The sequence below is a fragment of the Arthrobacter rhombi genome (assembly GCF_039526245.1).
GTDB lineage: Bacteria > Actinomycetota > Actinomycetes > Actinomycetales > Micrococcaceae > Arthrobacter_H > Arthrobacter_H rhombi.
This window is the reverse complement of the sequence record NZ_BAAAIV010000016.1, coordinates 1-17,841: the sequence shown is the minus strand read 5'-3', so window position 1 is coordinate 17,841 and position 17,841 is coordinate 1. Positions and strand designations below refer to the sequence as shown.

General features: G+C 62.5%; 16 protein-coding genes. 12 read left to right on the top strand and 4 right to left on the bottom strand.

Going from position 1 to position 17,841, the window contains the following annotated elements:
* Nucleotides 1-116: 116 nt before the first annotated feature.
* Complete coding sequence (locus ABD088_RS13935; protein WP_343902560.1) at nucleotides 117-905, bottom strand: alpha/beta hydrolase; 789 nt, start codon at nucleotides 903-905, stop codon at nucleotides 117-119.
* Between the two features lie 124 nt (nucleotides 906-1,029).
* On the opposite strand from ABD088_RS13935, the gene ABD088_RS13930 reads away from it, so the two are divergent.
* Complete coding sequence (locus ABD088_RS13930; RefSeq protein WP_343902559.1) at nucleotides 1,030-1,941, top strand: lysophospholipid acyltransferase family protein; 912 nt, start codon at nucleotides 1,030-1,032, stop codon at nucleotides 1,939-1,941.
* Between the two features lie 33 nt (nucleotides 1,942-1,974).
* A complete protein-coding gene (locus ABD088_RS13925; protein ID WP_343902558.1) occupies nucleotides 1,975-3,375 on the top strand; it encodes a class II 3-deoxy-7-phosphoheptulonate synthase in 1,401 nt (466 codons plus the stop codon).
* A gap of 78 nt (nucleotides 3,376-3,453) precedes the next feature.
* On the opposite strand, the gene ABD088_RS13920 is transcribed toward ABD088_RS13925, so the two are convergent.
* Nucleotides 3,454-5,592 (bottom strand): Stk1 family PASTA domain-containing Ser/Thr kinase, encoded by a 2,139-nt coding sequence (locus ABD088_RS13920; protein WP_343902557.1) that lies wholly within the window; start codon nucleotides 5,590-5,592, stop codon nucleotides 3,454-3,456.
* 199 nt (nucleotides 5,593-5,791) lie between these two features.
* A complete protein-coding gene (locus ABD088_RS13915; protein WP_086994524.1) occupies nucleotides 5,792-6,040 on the bottom strand; it encodes a WhiB family transcriptional regulator in 249 nt (82 codons plus the stop codon).
* 307 nt (nucleotides 6,041-6,347) lie between these two features.
* Between ABD088_RS13915 and ABD088_RS13910 the strand changes: the two genes are divergently transcribed.
* Nucleotides 6,348-6,791, top strand: coding sequence for a hypothetical protein (locus ABD088_RS13910; RefSeq protein WP_343902556.1), 444 nt, complete (start codon nucleotides 6,348-6,350; stop codon nucleotides 6,789-6,791).
* A 16-nt stretch (nucleotides 6,792-6,807) separates the two neighbouring features.
* Here the strand turns inward: ABD088_RS13910 and ABD088_RS13905 are convergent, their stop codons facing one another.
* Entirely contained in the window at nucleotides 6,808-10,620 is a 3,813-nt protein-coding gene (locus tag ABD088_RS13905) for an FtsK/SpoIIIE domain-containing protein (protein ID WP_343902555.1), read from the bottom strand.
* A 223-nt stretch (nucleotides 10,621-10,843) separates the two neighbouring features.
* On the opposite strand from ABD088_RS13905, the gene ABD088_RS13900 reads away from it, so the two are divergent.
* The 9 genes from ABD088_RS13900 to ABD088_RS13860 all read left to right on the top strand — a co-directional run bounded on the left by ABD088_RS13900 (nucleotide 10,844) and on the right by ABD088_RS13860 (nucleotide 17,646).
* Nucleotides 10,844-12,070, top strand: a complete 1,227-nt coding sequence (locus ABD088_RS13900) for a TadA family conjugal transfer-associated ATPase (protein WP_343902554.1) — start codon at nucleotides 10,844-10,846, stop codon at nucleotides 12,068-12,070.
* On the top strand, nucleotides 12,067-12,918 hold the full coding sequence (locus ABD088_RS13895; protein WP_343902553.1) for a type II secretion system F family protein: 852 nt from the start codon (nucleotides 12,067-12,069) through the stop codon (nucleotides 12,916-12,918). Before ABD088_RS13900 ends, ABD088_RS13895 begins: the two co-directional genes overlap by 4 nt.
* 230 nt (nucleotides 12,919-13,148) lie before the next feature.
* The gene (locus tag ABD088_RS13890) at nucleotides 13,149-13,856 is read left to right on the top strand and encodes a type II secretion system F family protein (RefSeq protein WP_343902598.1); all 708 of its coding nucleotides are present in this window, start codon (nucleotides 13,149-13,151) and stop codon (nucleotides 13,854-13,856) included.
* Nucleotides 13,857-13,947: 91 nt separating this feature from the next.
* Nucleotides 13,948-14,148, top strand: a complete 201-nt coding sequence (locus ABD088_RS13885; RefSeq protein ID WP_343902597.1) for a hypothetical protein — start codon at nucleotides 13,948-13,950, stop codon at nucleotides 14,146-14,148.
* A 25-nt stretch (nucleotides 14,149-14,173) separates the two neighbouring features.
* A complete protein-coding gene (locus ABD088_RS13880) occupies nucleotides 14,174-14,605 on the top strand; it encodes a TadE family protein (protein WP_343902552.1) in 432 nt (143 codons plus the stop codon).
* 100 nt (nucleotides 14,606-14,705) lie between these two features.
* A complete protein-coding gene (locus ABD088_RS13875) occupies nucleotides 14,706-15,047 on the top strand; it encodes a hypothetical protein (protein ID WP_343902551.1) in 342 nt (113 codons plus the stop codon).
* A 112-nt stretch (nucleotides 15,048-15,159) separates the two neighbouring features.
* Nucleotides 15,160-15,567: a hypothetical protein gene (locus ABD088_RS13870; protein WP_343902550.1), complete on the top strand. Its 408-nt coding sequence runs from the start codon at nucleotides 15,160-15,162 to the stop codon at nucleotides 15,565-15,567.
* 17 nt (nucleotides 15,568-15,584) lie between these two features.
* Nucleotides 15,585-16,703 carry a peptide chain release factor 2 gene (gene prfB / locus ABD088_RS13865; protein ID WP_343902549.1) on the top strand — a complete coding sequence of 373 codons (1,119 nt, stop codon included), beginning with the start codon at nucleotides 15,585-15,587 and terminating at the stop codon, nucleotides 16,701-16,703.
* 193 nt (nucleotides 16,704-16,896) lie between these two features.
* Complete coding sequence (locus ABD088_RS13860) at nucleotides 16,897-17,646, top strand: 3-hydroxybutyrate dehydrogenase (RefSeq protein WP_343902548.1); 750 nt, start codon at nucleotides 16,897-16,899, stop codon at nucleotides 17,644-17,646.
* The last annotated feature ends 195 nt before the right edge of the window (nucleotides 17,647-17,841 follow it).

The window sequence follows — 17,841 nt, the reverse complement described above, 5'->3', positions numbered from 1 at the left end:
GCTCGCCGGCCGCCGGTTCGGCCTCGATCCCGTCTCCGACGTCCTCGAGCCGGCTGACCAGATCCTGCCAGGCGGCCTCGTCGGCCGCCCGGTCACGCGGGGTCCGGCGGTCGTCCTCAGCCACGATGGTGCCCTCCCAGCCGGTCGAAGAAGGCAACCGATCCCGCGAAGATGGCATCGGCGTCGTAATCAAGGGTTGCCACGTGACGGCTGCGTTCCAGGAACCGCAGTTGCAGGCGCGGCAGCCCCGAACCGTGCATGCCGACCAGTGCGCGGCGCAGGATATCGATGCCGGACTCGGAGACGACGTTGTCGACCAGCGACCGGTAGGCGAGCACGGGGGCCCTGACCGTATCGAGCTGTCGGCGGGTGGTGGCGATGAGGCGGCGTAGTTCGTGCACCGCGGCGACCGGGGTGCGTGGGTAGGCGCCCTCGTCCTGGCCGGGGCGGGCGATGTCGTTGGCGATCGCCGGGACCGAGGAGATGAGGCGCTTGAGCACCCCGGCCAGCATCGCGGTGCGGTCGACCATGCTCAGCGCCGGGTTGACCAGCACGATGCCCGCCGGGTCGCGGTGGATGCCCAGATGAAGTGCCAGCGTCCCGCCCATGGACAGCCCGGCGACGAAGACCTTGCGGTGCGTGGTGGCCAGCGCGTCGAATTCCTCCTCCACGGCCCGGGTCCATGACGCGTGGCCGGTCGCCGCCAGGTCCTCCCAGCGGGTCCCGTGCCCGGGGAGCACCGGAAGCGCGACCGTGTAGCCGGCGGCCATCAACACATCGGCCCACGGGCGCATGCTGCGGGGGCCGGAGGTGAAGCCGTGGATGAGCAGGACCGCATCACCGTTTTCGCCGCGCACCCGGAAACCGTCGGCGGCGTTGGACGGGGCCAGGGCTGAGAATTCCATACCGCTCCCAAACAGGCCGGGGTTGATGCCCCGGGGTGGATATGTGCCTAGAGTAGAGCGTAACCGACATGGGGTCCGCGCGATGCGGGCGCCCGACGATCCGCCCGGCGGAAGGCTCCCACACGTGTTTTATTGGTTCATGAAGCGGCTGCTCATCGCACCGCTGGTCAACCTGCTGTTCCGGCCGTGGGTCAAGGGGATGTCCAACATCCCGGCCGAGGGCGGCGTCATCCTGGCCAGCAACCATCTCTCCGTGTCCGACTCGATCTTCCTGCCCGTGGCGGTGGAGCGCCCCGTGGTCTTCCTGGCCAAGATGGAGTACTTCACCGGCAAGGGTCTCAAGGGCAAGGCCACCGCCTTGTTCTTCCGGCTGACCAACCAATTGCCGATGGACCGTTCCGGCGGTGCAGCCTCCGTGAACTCGCTCGGCGCTGGCGAGCGGGCCCTCCTTGACGGGCAGATCCTGGGCATCTACCCGGAGGGGACGCGCAGCCCCGACGGCCGGCTGTACCGCGGCAAGGTCGGCGTCGCCAAGCTCGCCCTGGCCACGGGGGTCCCCGTCATCCCCGTGGCCATGATCGGCACCGACAAGGTCCAGCCCATCGGCAAGACTGTTCCGAACATCCGCCGGGTCGGCATGATCATTGGCGAACCGCTGGATTTCTCGCGCTACGCGGGCATGGAGGACGACCGTTTCGTCCAGCGTTCGGTCACCGACGAGATCATGTACGCCCTCATGCGCCTCTCCGGCCAGGAATACGTCGACACCTACGCCTCGACCGTCAAGGCCAAGCTCGCCGCAGAACGCGTCGCCGAGCGCAAGGCGGCCCGCGAGACGCTCGCCGAGAACGCGAGGGCCCAGGTCCGGGCAACCGTCGATGCAGCCAAGAAGGAAGTCGAGCACATCCGCGCTCCGAAGGACGAGGCCCCGTCGGCCGGAACCGAGCCCACACCGGAGACCACCACGGGGAACGACGACGGTGCCTCCTCCGCGGACCAGACACCTCCCGGGTCCGAAACTTTACGTGGGAAATAGGGCCGCGGACCGTCACCCGGCTACGCTGGTCGGGTGACTGATACGACCCAGCCTTCCGTTCCCTTCCATGTCCCGGTGCCCGGGCCCGCAGCCGATCCGGGCCTCGATGCCTGGCGCCAGCTGCCGATTGCACAGCAGCCGAGTTGGTCGGGTACCCCGGAGCACGGCCGGGCCGTTGACGAACTGTCTGCGCTGCCGCCCCTGGTCTTCGCAGGTGAGGTGGACATCCTCCGCGAGCGCCTCGCCGCCGCAGCCCAAGGCCACGCTTTCCTGCTCCAGGGAGGCGACTGCGCGGAGACCTTCGCGGCCGCGACAGCAGATCGCATCAGCGCCCGGGTGAAGACGATCCTGCAGATGGCCGTGGTGCTCACCTATGGTGCCTCGATGCCGGTGGTGAAGATGGGCCGCATGGCCGGGCAGTTCGCCAAGCCACGCTCCTCCGATTCAGAGACCCGGGACGGCGTCACCTTGCCGGCATTCCGCGGGGACATCGTCAACGGGTTCGAGTTCACCCCCGAGTCCCGTCGGCACGATCCGGCGCGCATGGTCAAGGCCTACAACACCTCGGCCGCCACGCTGAACCTCATCCGCGCCTTCACCCAGGGTGGTTTCGCCGACCTGCGCAGTGTCCACAACTGGAACAAGGGTTTCCGCGCCAATCCGGCGCACGCCCAGTACGAGTCGCTGGCAGCCGAGATCGACCGGGCCGTACGCTTCATGGACGCCTGTGGCGCCGATTTCGACGCCTTGAAGACCACCGAATTCTTCGCCAGCCACGAGGCATTGTTGCTGGACTACGAACGTGCACTGACACGCACCGACTCACGGACCGGCCAGCCCTACGACACCTCGGGCCACTTCCTCTGGATCGGGGAACGCACGCGCCAGCTCGACGGGGCCCACGTGGACTTCCTGTCCCGGGTCCGCAACCCGCTGGGCGTGAAGCTCGGGCCGAACACCACCGGTGAGGACGCCGTCGCGCTGGTCGAGAAGCTGGACCCGAACCGCGAACCCGGGCGCCTGACGTTCATCACCCGCATGGGTGCCCAGAACATCCGCGAGAAGTTGCCGTCCATCGTAGAGAAGGTCACCGCATCCGGGGCCCAGGTCCTCTGGGTCACCGATCCGATGCACGGCAACACCGTGACGAGCGAAAACGGCTACAAGACCCGCCGCTTCGACGATGTCATGGACGAGGTCCGCGGCTTCTTCGAGGTCCACAACTCGCTGGGAACCTACGCGGGCGGACTGCACGTGGAGATGACCGGCGACGACGTCGCCGAGTGCCTGGGCGGCGCCGATCCGATCCGGGCGGACCAATTCGACGACCTCTACGAATCGGTCTGCGATCCGCGCCTGAACCACCGGCAGTCCCTGGAAATGGCGTTCCTGGTCGCCGGGGCCCTGTCGGGACGCAAGCCGCGCAACGACTGACCCGCGGTCATACCGTACGACGCAGCCCCGGCGGGAATGACCTCGCCGGGGCTGCTCTCTATGAACGGTGTCCCGGTCCTACACCACGCCGAGCGTGATGGTCGAACCCTCCGGCTGCTCGCTGCCGGACTTCGGGTCCTGGGTGGCCACGGTGCCGAAGATGATGCCGAAGCTGCTCGCGTGCACTTCCACCGTGAACCCGGCGGCTTCAAGGATGCTCTTCGCCTCAGCCAGCTGCTTGCCCCGCACGCCGGGAACCTTGACCATCTTTGGCCCCTTGGACACCGTGTAGTTCACGGTGGAGTCCCGTTTGGCGGTTCCGGACGCCGGATCCTGCGAAACGATGGAGCCCTTGGCGACCTTCTTGTCGAATTCCTCGCCGTCCTGATGCGCCTTCAGCCCGGCCGACTCCAGCGAAGCCACTGCCTCCTGCTCCGGGCGTCCCGTGACATCGGGGACCTTCACGGGCGCGGGGCCACGGGAGACGACATAGGAGACAGTGGTTCCCCGGCGAACCTGGCGATCGGGGACGGGAGCCTGCGACACCACCAAACCGGCGGCGACGGATTCGTTGTATTCGCGCGACACCTTCCCGGCAGCTACATGAGCGGACTTCAATGCCTTGCCCACTGCAGCATCGTCACGGCCGACGATGTTGGGGACGGCAAAAAGCTCCGGACCTTTGGAGATCAGGAGCTCGACTGATTGGTAGCGGCGGATGGTCAGGCCAGGCTCTGGCTCGGAACCGACCACGCTCCCTTTCTTGACCTTTTCATCGAAGACCTGCCGTTGGCTCGTCGAGACGCCGTCGGCGGCCAGGGCCTGGACTGCGGTGGCCGCTGGCTGGCCGCTGAACTGCGGGATCTGGACCGGCGACCCGGGGCCCATGCCGAAGAACCACGCTCCGGTGGCTACCAGGGCCGCCACGAGAAACAGCACGATGCCCAGGATCCATCCCCGTCGACGGGACGACGGCGACTCGAGGCTCTCGCGGGGCCGCTGGGCCTCGCGAGCCCACTCGCGTCTGGCCGCTTTGTCGTCCTTGCGGGCCTGCCGTTCGCGGGCCCGAGGCGACAGGGATTGTCCTCCGGTTTCCCGGGTGTTCTCGGAGGCAGGTGCCACGGCGCTGAGTTCCCCGGTACCAGTGTCTGCGTCCTGCCGGCGGAGAGCCCGTGTGGCGCCGACGCCGCCGATGACGCTGGTGGCATCTGCGCCGGAACCAATGATGGCCGTGGCATCGGCCGGGTCGGTGCGATCTCTGATGATCTCGGTTTGACCTGCCTCGGTGGCGGATCCTCCAGACGCGGTTCGGTTGTTGGCCGCGGATCCGGATACGACGGTCGAGGGGTCCACTGCAGGGTGGTCCAATTGCTCGTCGGTGAGGGTGCGGCGGATCTGCCGGATCTCGCCCAGCAGGGCTTCGGCATCCTGAGGCCGGTCCTCCGGTTCCCGGCGGGTACAGAATTCGACGAGCTCGTCGAGATCCGAGGCCAGGCCCGGAAGCACCGCCGAAGGTGCAGGAACATCGCTGGTGACGTGCTGGTAGGCGACGGCGATGGGCGTGTCCGCGACGAACGGTTGCCGCCCGGTGAGCATCTCGTAGGCCATGATGCCCAAGGCATAGATATCGCTGCGTGCATCCGCCGGGGCACCGGTGACCAGTTCCGGGGATACATAGGCGACTGTGCCGATGAGGTTACCGGTGGACGTCTGGTTTGTGGCCGCACGGGCCAGACCGAAATCCGCGACTTTGATTTGTCCGGCGTCCGAGAGAAGCACGTTTTCCGGTTTGATGTCCCGGTGAACCAGCCCGGCTGCATGAGCGGCCGAAAGGCCTTCAACGATGGCGTCGAGGAGGGCCAGCGTTTGCCGAGGAGCCAGACGTCCCTGATCGCGAAGGAGTTGGCGCAGCGTGTGTCCCCGGATGAGCTCCATGGCCAGGTAAGCGGTATTGCCATCGACGCCGGTGTCCAGCACTCCGACAATATGGGGATGGGAGAAGCCGGCCGCAGTGATGGCTTCGGTGCGGAAACGCTCGACGAGTGCCGGGTCCTCGGCGAGGTGAGGATGCAGGAGCTTCAGGGCAACACTGCGTTCGAGCCGGACGTCCATGGCCCGGTAGACGGTGGACATGCCGCCGACAGCCAACCGCTCGACAATGCGGTAACGGCCGTCGATCAATGTGCCCCGGCTGGGGTCGCCTTCATGTTCACTCACCCCACGATGGTAGCTAGAAGCGTAGGTGATTCCGTGGACATACGCCCGTGGAACCGAAATCGGCCATGCGGTGCGGAGCCACCGTCCCGGCTGGGAAGTGGTTTGGCGGGCCTCCATCGAAGTGGGGCGTGGTGTCTTAACGAGCCGGAGGGAGCGAATCCATGGATTCGCTCCCTCCGTACGGCTTGAGGTCTTGTCCCTACGAGGCGCGGCGGGCCCGGGCTGCGCGTCGCTTCAGTGCGCGACGCTCGTCCTCGCTCATACCGCCCCAAACGCCTGCATCCTGGCCGGACTCAATGGCCCACTGCAGGCATGTGTCGATGACCGGGCACCGGCGGCAGACGCTCTTTGCCTCTTCGATCTGGAGCAAGGCCGGGCCGGTGTTTCCCACAGGGAAGAACAGTTCGGGGTCTTTGTCCAGGCAGGCTGCGCGACTACGCCAATCCATGCTCTTTGTTGCTCCTTGCGGCTAGATGTCAGGGAACGACCCACGACGGACAATCCGGGAAGTGGGGCGGTGGCAGCACAAAAGGGAGCATCAAATCATGCTCCCGTGCAACTGCCTAATAAGGTTTTCATGTTACCTGTACGTAAACAAGGGGTGGACGGGATCAATTCGGCCGAATGGCCTGAGGTTTTCGTCACAAGGGGTCATCTTCGGGGCAGTTAGCGTGGAGTCTCGCAGCTTGCGGGACCGGCCAAGAGTGGGGGAACCCACTTGGGGGGCCGAGCCGCGGTCGAGTAGATTCGAGGACGTGAGTTCCTCGAATGCCCCTGGCGAGAAGCCGGATGTCCCCACCGCGAATCCCCATCGGCCAGCATCCATTGTCGCCGTTTTCTCCTTGTTGCTGCTCGAAGCGATCGCCACCTTAGGGGCAGCCGTTTGGTATGCAACGTCCTTGGGTGCTGAGGGGCCACTCTCCCTCGGGGGGCGCATCTTCATGCTCGCACTGATCGTGGGGGCGGCAGCCTGGCAGTCGAATGTCGCCGTCCAGGTGTACAAGGGCCACGCGTGGACGCGGGCTGCTGCGCTGGTGTGGCAGGTTTTCCAAGTCATTTTCGCGGTGTCATTCCTCGGCGCGGGTGGCTGGGCGCTGGTCCTCGGGATTGCCTTGCTTATTCCTGCCGCCGCGATCCTGCTCCTGATCTTCGACCCGAGGGCCACGGCGTTCTTCGGGGACCGTGGTTCCGGCTCCTAGCAGGGGACCGCATTTCTCAGGCGTGGGCTTGGGCGCATTGGACTTGGACCAACGTGCCATGGACCATGGCGACGGCTCGGCCTGGTATTTCGGTTAGATGTGGGCGGATGCGCCAGCCGGGGATATCCCCGTCTGCCGCCTGCCGTGGATTGAGCAGAAGAAACGCGTTGGAAGACAACATCCGAGCAGCTGCTGGAAGCCGCATCAGTCTGGACCGGTCCGGATCTGCGGTCATCACGACCCGCGTCCCCGCGCGGATCATCACCTCGATCCGCGTCAGCTCAGCATCTGGTAGCTCCAGGACGTCGTCCAGCAGGAGGACATCAGGGGGAGTGCAGTCCTGTTCCACCGTGAAGGCAATGCTGACATGTCGCTTGAGGCGGTCCGCCAGAAGCTTGATCACGCTGGTTTTGCCGGATCCGGGGCTACCGAGGATCAAGCCGACGGGTCCGGGCTCCCAGATCCAGGGGCGGTTATCCGGGCCGATGAGCGCGACGGGATAGCGGCCGGGGACGGCGTGGGTGGTACCCAAGGCGGATACCGCCACGGTTGTGGGGAGGGGCGAACACCTCTGGACTGGAAGTTTCGCAGTTGGCCCGGGGAATTCGGGGCCCAATGGTAGCGGAGCGCAAAGCTGGACGATGGCACCTTTCCCATCGACATCTGGACTAGTCCAAACGGCCCGCCCGGGCAAGGGGGCTGTGTTTCGGAGTTTTGGCCAGCCCATCGTGGTTTCGGCGCCGAGACCAAAACGGAGGTACAGCCGATGCTCCGCCAGCGCAAAGTATCGCGACGACATCAGGTCTCGGTCTCCGAGGACAATGAGACAGGCATTCCGCTGTTCGGCTGACCGCGCGAGGGCTGCGAGCCGGTCATCAAGTACGGCAAAATCTGAGGCCCCCATGACTGCAGACCAAGCAGCCAGTCCGCTCACTACGAGGACGCGCGTCGCGGCCATGTCCGCGGGCGAATCACCGTTGAGCGTGAAGACATCCAGTAGCTCTTGGATCCGTTCTGGTTCGCCAGTGCCTACGTAGCCCGCGACGCGTGGAAGGGCGGCAACCGGAGAAAACCCCCCGGTGCCGTCCAGAAGATAGACATGTCGTTCGGGTTCATCCGTTGCCAGCTTCCTCAGCATGTGTAGAAGTGTTGATGAGGCAGCGCTGCCAGGGGCGGCAATGATGCCCAGCCTGCGCTGCTTCTCCGGAGCCCACCAGAGGGCCGACAACCTTTGGTTCTCGAGGTCATCGACCATGCCCAGTGCGATTGCGCCGTCGCTGGGTTCGCGTCTGAGGTGGTCGGGCAGCACATGCAATTCATCGGGTAGCGGCTGGGCGAAAGACGATACCGGCATTGTGGGGCAGGCAAGTCTGGATGTCAGGGCCGCCAGCTTCATTGCTGGCGACGTAGCTTCTGCACTCTGGCCATGTATCGTCGCCACCGTCTGGCAATCTTGGAACTCAGGTCCGAGCTCGAGGATCTTCCAAGACGGTTTGGGCTGCTCAACGGGTACCGATCGAAAAGGCCGTAACTCTTCACCGGCTCGTCGGAAGAAGCCCATCCCCGGGGCCGACGTGGGGATCTCGGCCGCCGCGGAAGAACCCAACAGCTCCTGAGAATCACTCGGACTCAGCAGCCGAAGGGAGATGACCGAATTGATGTTGGCCCGCATCGAAGCTGTTACTACCCCTTGTGGGCGTTGAGTCGACAATAAAAGATGCATGCCGAGCGATCGCCCCACGGTGGCGATGCGCATGAGTTCCTGTACGGCATCAGGCAGCTCGTCCGAAAGGAGACGGAACTCGTCGACGGTGACCAGGAGCCGTGGCAGGGGAAGGGCGTCGGGGAGGGCCAGCCGGCGATACCCTGTGTAGTCCTCGACGTTGGCTTCGCGGAACATGGACTCCCGGCGTTGGAGTTCTACTCTCAACCCGGTTAGAACCCTTTCACCTGATTCCGCGTTCAAATCCGTGACAAGGCTCTGACAGTGGGGCGTCTCAGCATAGGGGCCCAACGTCGAGCCGCCCTTGAAGTCGAGCAGTACCAGGGCAAGTTGGTCGGGACCGTAGCGATGCTGTAGGTCCGTGATTATGGATTTGAGGAGTTCGGACTTTCCGGCTCCCGTGGTTCCGATAACCAGCGCGTGCGGTCCATCTTCCACGAAGTCGAGATCGCATGCGCCGTCGGGGGAGTAGCCGATGCGGCAACGGAGTGCTGACTCGCTTGAGCTGCTCCACGGGGAGCCAGATCGCGTATTAGGTTGTGAGCCGTCGGTCGGGCCTGATCGGCCGATGCTGCCCCGTGGCCCTGAGCCGGTGACGACCTCGGGATCCGCTGCGACTGCCGTGCTGGCCATCGTCGAACGAGAGAGACCTTCCAGATCGACGTGGATTTCCCGGTCGCCGTCCCTGAAAGTGGACGTCGCGGTGTCGAGCGTCCAATCTGCCAAGTCATGTCGGTTGATGCCTGTCAGGATGAGACTGGGCCCGCGCGGGTCGCCGGCGGTGGACCTTGCCAGCGACTCCAGGCGATCGATATCCGTGAACCCTGGCATGGCGATGACGACCGAACCAGGCGGTAATGAATCGAACTGAATGTGGCCATCGGCGAAGCCATTGCATGCCCTCACGCCGGGCAGAAATCGGGCTTCCGCAGGCAAGAGGTCCGTTGCACCCACGATGATGAGTGAAGAGTCGGTGCGTGAGCAGGAAGAAGCCAGTTGAAAGATCACCGCGCGGATGACAGGACCGAGCATGCTTCCAGCACCCGCGAGAACGCCGAGACCCCCGGGGGAGACGTTGGTGATGACTGGGCCGCGGAGCGGGTAGATTTGCGGGCCGCGATATGTCGGAGGATCTATCTCCAGCGGAGGCATGACACAACCCGAGCCAAAACGCAGCGGATGGGTCGTCGACGTCGCATGCTGTTTGTTGGAACCCCGAGTGCCGCTCACCGATCGATACATGTAGAGGACTTGAATGCCAATTGGCGGGATCCTGCGCTCGAGGTCTGAGATCAGATCTGCCGAGAGCTGTCTGATTCGACGACGCATTTTTCTCCGGCTCAAAATCTCGTGAGTGGCAGGAACGCCTCCGGTCACGAGGCCGAGTGCGCTGAATGCCATGAAAATCCAGGAACCCAGGGTCAAGGCCAAGACGATGCCGATGGCAAGGGGAAGCAATGCGGTGGTCAAGGTCAACCAGGGTCTGCTCGTCGCGGACGTTGGACGCAACGTGGTCACTTGAGGCGGCCAAGGAGGCTGCGCCTGTGTTGCAGCGTCAGGTGCTGGTGGGCGTGCAGGACAAAGGCGAAACGTCGTGTCGCCCAGAACGAATTCGTCCCCGACACTAAGAAATCTTGGTTCCCCCTTGCCCTGCTGGCCGGGATCGGCTGGGGTCCCCGTGTCCCTGACTAATTCAATTGACGTGTGGTCCACGATGATGTCGGCGTGGTGTCTCGACAACGCAGGATCCAATACGTGTAGATCGCAATCGTTCCGGCCGATCGAGTAGCAGCCGCGAGTAAGGCCGAAATGCTGTCCGCAATCCGGGCCCTTTGCAGCAAGGAGCACCACCGCGGCGGCCGATGGGCCAGGAGCCGCGGAACGCTTGAATGGGGTCAGCGTCAACATTCCCCGGTTTGGCAACTCCTCTAGTTCGCTGAGCTGGACGTCGCCGGCTGGCCAGAGATCGTGATGGCCGAGTTGCGCCAATGCCTTGGCCAGCGCCGATCCGCTGAGACCCGCCGGACCGCGGACTTCGAAATACGACGTAGGCAGGATTTCGAAATCACCCGTCGGGCGCGGGACAACTGCAACATGTAGTGCCACGGGTTTCTTCCTCGCTCTCAGCGCTGACTAGGGCCAAGGCTAGTTGTCCTATACAGGAGATGTGGTCCGCCCTGTGGGGCTGTGGACAACGGAAATCAAGATTATCCACACGTCGGCGTAATCCCTTGTTCGCAAGGGTAAGGGTGGGTAGTGTCACAGGTGCCGCCCCAGATGCGGACGCCAAGGGTACGGGACGCGTGCCAATGGGTGCTTGGAGGTGAAAGTGGACGGCCAGCGCATTATCGAAGACGAAGTGCGGGAGCTGGTCCGTCGCCGTGGGCTGGATCCTGCCGAGAACGTCATCGAAGTCCGCCAAATCGTCAACGCCGCGGTTCGGGACTACGACGAGCGGTCACTTTTGGAGGGGTTGCCGAGACTCGGCCAACTAGACGAGACGGGCCGTGCCGTATTCGACGCTGTCGCCGGCTTCGGCCCCCTCCAGCCACTCCTGGACGACCCAGATGTCGAGGAAATCTGGATTAATTCGCCGAGTGAGATTTTTGCGGCGAGGGGAGGTAGTTCGGAATTGACGTCCATCCGTTTGGAGGAAGGGCATGTCCGGCTTTTGGTCGAAAGAATGCTCAAGTCCTCTGGTCGACGGTTGGACCTTTCCACCCCGTTCGTCGACGCAGCGTTGCCGGATGGTTCTCGTTTACATGTGGTAATTCCCGACATCACTCGTAAGTACTGGTCTGTGAATATCCGGAAGTTCATCGCCCGCGCTTCCCGGCTTGACCACCTCGTCGAATTAGGGTCGCTCAGCCGGCAAGCGGCTGATTTTCTGCACTTGGCAGTTGGCGCAGGGCTCAACGTGCTGGTCTCCGGAGCCACCCAAGCGGGAAAGACGACACTGCTGAATTGCTTGGCTTCAGGCATTGGTAGCCGCGAGCGGGTCATCACGGTGGAGGAAATTTTCGAGTTGAAGATCCCACTTCGGGACGTGGTGGCGATGCAGTGCCGTCAATCAAATCTTGAAGGGCATGGAGAAATAGACATGCGCCGGATCGTGAAGGAAGCAATGCGCATGCGTCCTGACCGCATCATTGTTGGAGAGGTGCGTGAGGCAGAAGCATTGGACATGCTGATCGCCATGAACGCAGGCTTGCCCGGGATGGCTAGTGTGCACGCGAATTCCGCCCGGGACGCTGTGACGAAAATATGTACCTTGCCGTTGCTAGCCGGCGAGAATATCAATTCGAACTTCGTGCTGCCCACGGTCGCTTCGTGCATCGATCTAGTGGTGCACTGCCAACGAGATTCTGTGGGGCACCGCGGGGTATCGGAAATCATCAAGCTCGGGCGTCGCGTGGAGAACGGACTTATCGAGTCATCGACGATCTTCCAGCGTGTTGATGGCGAACTCCAAATGACCCAATCAGCAGACCTGACACACGAAAAATTTGATAATGCCGGCGTTGACACGTCGACACTGCTGGGGGCCGGACGATGAGCCTGGTACTCGGGCTGCTTTTAGGATTGGGCAGTCTCCTGATCTGGCAGTCCTGGTGGACCGAACCGGCGAAACCGAAGAGGGCCCGGAAACGGCGAATCGAGACGCTGCTGCTCCACGCAGGCCTAGACAAGGTCAGCGTCGGTGGTTTCGTTTCGGCCATGGCTATTTGCTTCTTGATAGTCTCCGTCATCGTCTTTGTCGTGACCATGTCGCCACTCATAGCCATGATCTTCGGAATATTTGGAGCGGTCGTTCCAGTCCTTGTGCTCCGTTGGCGCGCGGCCAAGCGCGCAGCCGCGCTTCGCGAACAATGGCCCGATGTTGTGGACCACCTCCGTTCCGCAATACGGGCGGGACTTTCGCTTCCCGAGGCGCTTATCCAGCTGGGAGCCCAGGGGCCTGAGCCACTGCGGCAGGCTTTCACGGACTTCGGATTGGATTACCGCGCAACGTCGCGTTTTGATGAGGCCATAGAACGGCTGAGATATCGGTTGGCGGATCCCGTAGCCGACAAGATCATTGCGGCGCTGACGATCACTCGGGACGTTGGTGGATCCGACCTCGGAGAAATGCTCGGAACCTTAGGCGGATTCCTACGCGACAGCGCGAGGACACGTGGAGAACTCGAAGCCAGGCAATCGTGGACCGTTAACGCCGCGCGCCTGGCCGTTGCAGCCCCTTGGGTGATCCTGCTTCTGATGTCTACCCAGCCGCAAGCGGTCGCAGCATATTCGACATTCAGCGGGGCAATAGTGCTTTTGGCCGGGCTCCTCATCTCCTTCGTGTGCTATCGAATTATGCTCGGTATCGGTTCGCTACCCAGCGAAGAACGGATCCTCAAATGAGTCCCGGGTTTGCATGGGGGTTGGCGTTAGGGCTGCTGTTGGGAGCCGGGCTCTGGCTGAGTTTTGTCAGGCTGCCTGCCCTACGCCGGGTAGCCTTTGCCGACCGTATTGCCGGACAACTCCGTTCGGGACGGGATCCCTCGCGAGCTAGGCCCGGACAGGTTGGAGCCGAATCGCCGTTGGGGCCGCTGGTCAAGATTATGTGGCCTGTCCTCAAGGATCTCGTGTCCATGCTAAACCGGTTCAACCCGGCTGGCGTCGGTCTACAGCAGCGATTGCAGCGGGCCGGACTCGACGTCAGCATTACTGAGTTCCGCATTTCGCAGTTGACTTACGCGGGTGCGGGACTGTTGCTTGGAAGTCTCCTTATCGCGGCTTCTGTGGCTGGCGGGACCTTCAATGGATTTCTGTCGATTCCAATCCTTCTTGTTTCGGCCTTGGCCGGGTACATCTTCCGAGAGTGGCATCTCACCGAACAAGGCACGAAGCGTAGCCGCCGCATCCTGGGTCAGTTTCCTAGCATCGCCGAACTCATAGCCTTGGCGGTGGCAGCGGGGGAGAGCACTATTGGGGCCATTGAACGCGTGTGTAACAGCTCCCAAGGGGACTTACCAGATGAATTCAACGCCCTGTTGGCTGACGTCAGGTCAGGCACGCCAATGGCTGCGGCTTTCCACCACATGGCAAAGAGACTCGATTTGAATGCCATGACTCGATTTGTCGATGCAATCACTGTCGCCGCAGAGCGGGGCACGCCGTTGGCGGAGGTCATGAAAGCACAAGCCCAAGACGTGCGGGACGCCGCAAAGCGTGAACTCATGGAAACTGCCGGACGCAAGGAAATCAGCATGATGATTCCCGTGGTCTTTGGGATCCTTCCGCTGACCATCATCTTCGCCGTCTACCCGGGCATTTCTCTCATTGACATGAATCTGTAGTGGACGGAATCAACGTGGTACGAGGAAGCAAAATCATCCAGGAGAGCAGGACACAATGAAGAACGCATGGACTGCGGTAACCACCGCCGGAATGACAGCAACCTTGATCTGCTTGTCGCACGTGAATGGGCTGGGTCGGCGCATCCGCGAGGACGAACGGGGCGATGTCCCCGGATGGGTCATGATCACACTGATGTCGGCGGTTCTCGTGGCCGCGTTGCTTGCTATCGCGGGTCCACGGCTCAGCGACTTATTCAACCAAGCCATCAATCGGGTTTCGGGGCTCGGCTAACGACGTCTCCTGCACACCGCGAACCATGAAAACCGAACCGCAGACGCCTGTTGCCCTGGCGTGCCGTCCGGCCGCTAGGTCGCTGCGCTCGGAGGACGGATCTGCGGTAGCCGAATTCGTGATGGTTTCAGCGCTGCTGACCATGCTGTTCATCTCCGTTCTGCAGCTCGCCTTGGTACTTCACGTGCGAAACACCCTGATGGACGCCGCCGCGTCTGGGGCGCGCTTCGGGACTTTGGCCGACCGCTCGCCGGCGGAGGGCGCTCAGCGCACCCGTGAGCTCATTTCCGGCTCGCTCGGTCCGGGCCTCAAAGCGGAGGTTGTCTACCAGACGGTGACCATTGGGGGGCAACCTGGACTGCGGGTAACAGTCACCGCCCCTTTCCCACTCCTGGGTTATTTCGCTGTGGCTGGCCACCTCAACGTGAGCGGGGAGGCCGCGACCTATGGCGGCTAAAAACGGCAAGGTTCATCTTGTTTGGACCCAATTACGAACTCGAGAGGAGGGATCATCCATCGTCGAGTTCATTTTCCTCGGAGTCCTCCTACTGATCCCCGTGACGTATCTGATCATTAGTGCCTCGCAATTGCAGGCCGCTTCATTTGCTGCCGTGGGTGCCGCCGACCACGCGGCGCGGACTTTTGCCGCATCTGACAGTGAGAAAGCGGGTGCAGCACGGGCTCGGAACGCCGTCGACGTCGCCGTCGGCAATCTCAATATCGATAAGAATTCGGCAACGATGCACTATGGCTGCTCCTCGGCGTGCCTGGAGCCTGGCTCCACCGTCTCGGTCGAAGTGGTGATTGCCGTACCTTTACCTTTTCTGCCTGCGGGCGCTGACTTGGAATTTGGGAAAACGTCTTCGTCGTCGACCGTTCGAGTCGATCGGTTTGGCTGAAATGCGCCGCCACCAATCAGCTGATCTTGCCCCTCCAGGCGTCAGGCGGCCCGGAGGACGTGACACGACCACTTGTCGCCACATGGACGCAGGGGCAGAAGCCGGGCAATCAATGATCTTGATCATTGGGTACGTGGTGATAGTCCTGCTGGCCGTCAGCGCCACGTTGGCGGCTACATTGGTGAACACCCAAGCGCGCCAGCTCCTCAGTGTCGCCGACAGTGCCGTTACGGCGGCAGCCGACAGTTTTGAAGTACAGAGTTCGGGCGACACGGACTCAATCCAGATCCATTTGAGTGATGAGGGAGTTGCTGCTGCAACTACGAAATACGTGGCTGACGTCGGGGCAGCCAGCAGGTTTGATGGTTTCTCGGTAGCCAGCGCTGGTGCCAGCCGTGACGGAACAACTGCCGTGGTCAGACTCAGCGCAGTAGTCCGCCCACCCATCATTGGCTGGTTCGTACCACGTGGCATTCCCATCAACGTGGAGTCCAGCGCCAGGACCGGCCTCACGAGATGACGTAGGCTTGGGGGATCATGGCCTCTTCTGACTTTTCCGCGGAAATCCGCGACCTGCGCAATACATTCGCCTCTATCGAAGCCGTCACAGACGTCGATGCGATCAAGGCAGATATCGCTGACCTCTCCGAGAAGGCGGGGGTGCCAGACCTTTGGGACGACCCTGCCTCTGCCCAGAAGATCACTTCGAAGTTGTCGCATCGACAGTCTGAGCTGGAACGCATTGAGCGCTTGGACTCGCGAATCGATGATCTGGAAGTCCTGGTGGAGCTGGCTGGAGAAGAAGACGACGCTGACACCCTGGCCGAAGCGGAAAAGGAACTGAAATCGCTGCGCAAGGCCCTCGGCCAACTTGAGGTGGTGACGTTGCTGGCGGGGGAATATGACGAACGGGCTGCCGTCGTCACCATCCGTGCTGGTGCTGGTGGAGTCGACGCCGCCGATTTCGCTGACATGCTGCTGCGCATGTACCTACGCTGGGCAGAACGACACGGGTACCCGACTGCTGTCATGGATACCTCGTACGCCGAAGAAGCTGGGATCAAGTCTGCGACTTTCGAAGTAAATGCTCCCTATGCCTTCGGTACGCTCTCTGTTGAGGCGGGAACCCATCGGCTGGTGCGCATCAGCCCATTCGACAACCAAGGGCGCCGTCAAACGTCTTTTGCTGCCGTTGAGGTCATCCCCTTGATCGAACAAACGGACTCCGTTGAGATCCCCGAAAACGAGATCAAGGTAGATGTATTCCGGTCCTCGGGCCCGGGCGGCCAATCGGTGAACACCACCGACTCTGCCGTGAGGATGACCCACATTCCCACGGGCATCGTGGTGTCCATGCAAAATGAGAAGTCACAGATTCAGAACCGAGCCGCCGCGCTGCGCGTTTTGCAATCACGGCTACTGCTGGTTCGGCAGGAGGAGGAAAACGCTGCGAAAAAGGCGCTCGCCGGCGACGTCAAGGCTTCCTGGGGCGACCAGATGCGCTCGTACGTCCTCAATCCCTACCAGATGGTCAAGGACCTGCGCACCGAACACGAGGTCGGTAACACCGGCGCCGTTTTTGACGGCGAGATTGACGACTTCGTTGACGCCGGAATCCGGTGGCGTGCAAACGCTCGCCACGAGGTGGCGGAGTAGCGGAACTCCCGAAAAGCTACGGATGGCCAATAGGGGGGAGCGTCCCGCCTGCAATCCTTAGGTTTACCGCTGACGGTTCAGCCCTCGACGTGCAATGATCCGTGGAGGGAATACAGCGACCTCGCTGCCACACGGACAGCTGTCTCCGTGGCCCTCGGACACCATGCATTGCCAGAACGGGAGTGGAGAAGACATGAGCCAGAATCTTCAGGGACGCCACGCGATCGTCACAGGAGGCGCGAGTGGTATTGGGGCCGCCTGCGTCCGGGCTTTTGCGGAGCGCGGGGCCACTGTAACGGTCGCTGATCTGAACGGCGACGCGGCCGAAAAGGTAGCAGCCGAGGTCGGTGGAACGCCATGGCAGATTGATCTCTCGGATACCGCTAGCTTGGAATCTCTCAGGCTGGATGCTGACATCCTGGTGAATAACGCTGGCATCCAGCGCATCAGTCCCGTCCATGAATTCGTGCCCGACGATTGGCGGTTGATCCATCGCCTCATGCTTGAGGCTCCGTTCCTGCTGATCCGGGCGGTCCTCCCCGGGATGTATGAGCGCGGATTCGGTCGGATCATCAACCTTTCCAGTATCCACGGGCTGCGCGCATCGGCCTACAAAAGTGCCTACGTCGCAGCAAAGCATGGACTCGAAGGGCTGTCCAAGGTCACCGCCTTGGAAGGCGGCGAGCACGGGGTGACGAGCAACTGCATCGAACCTGCATATGTCAGGACTCCCTTGGTAGAAAAACAGATCGCCGACCAGGCAAAACTCCACGGCATACCCGAGGATGAGGTGGTCGCCAAGATCATGCTCACCGAGTCGGCCGTCAAGCGGCTCGTCGAACCTGAGGAAGTTGCCTCGCTGGCGTCGTGGCTGGCTTCTCCGGACGCCGGGATGGTGACCGGCGCCTCCTACACCGTTGATGGTGGGTGGAGCAGCCGCTAGCGATGTTTCCTGATCTAGGCCAATGTGGGCCGCGCGGCATGATGGCGATAGGTTTGGAAGTAACGCTGGTCACATCCTGTGGCTGCAGGGTGCCAGGACGTCGTACATCGGCCAAGGGAGGTCATTGAGTTGGCAATGGATAAGAGTGTCGCGTCGGCGGCGGAGGCCGTGGCTGATATCGGGGATGGTTCTTCG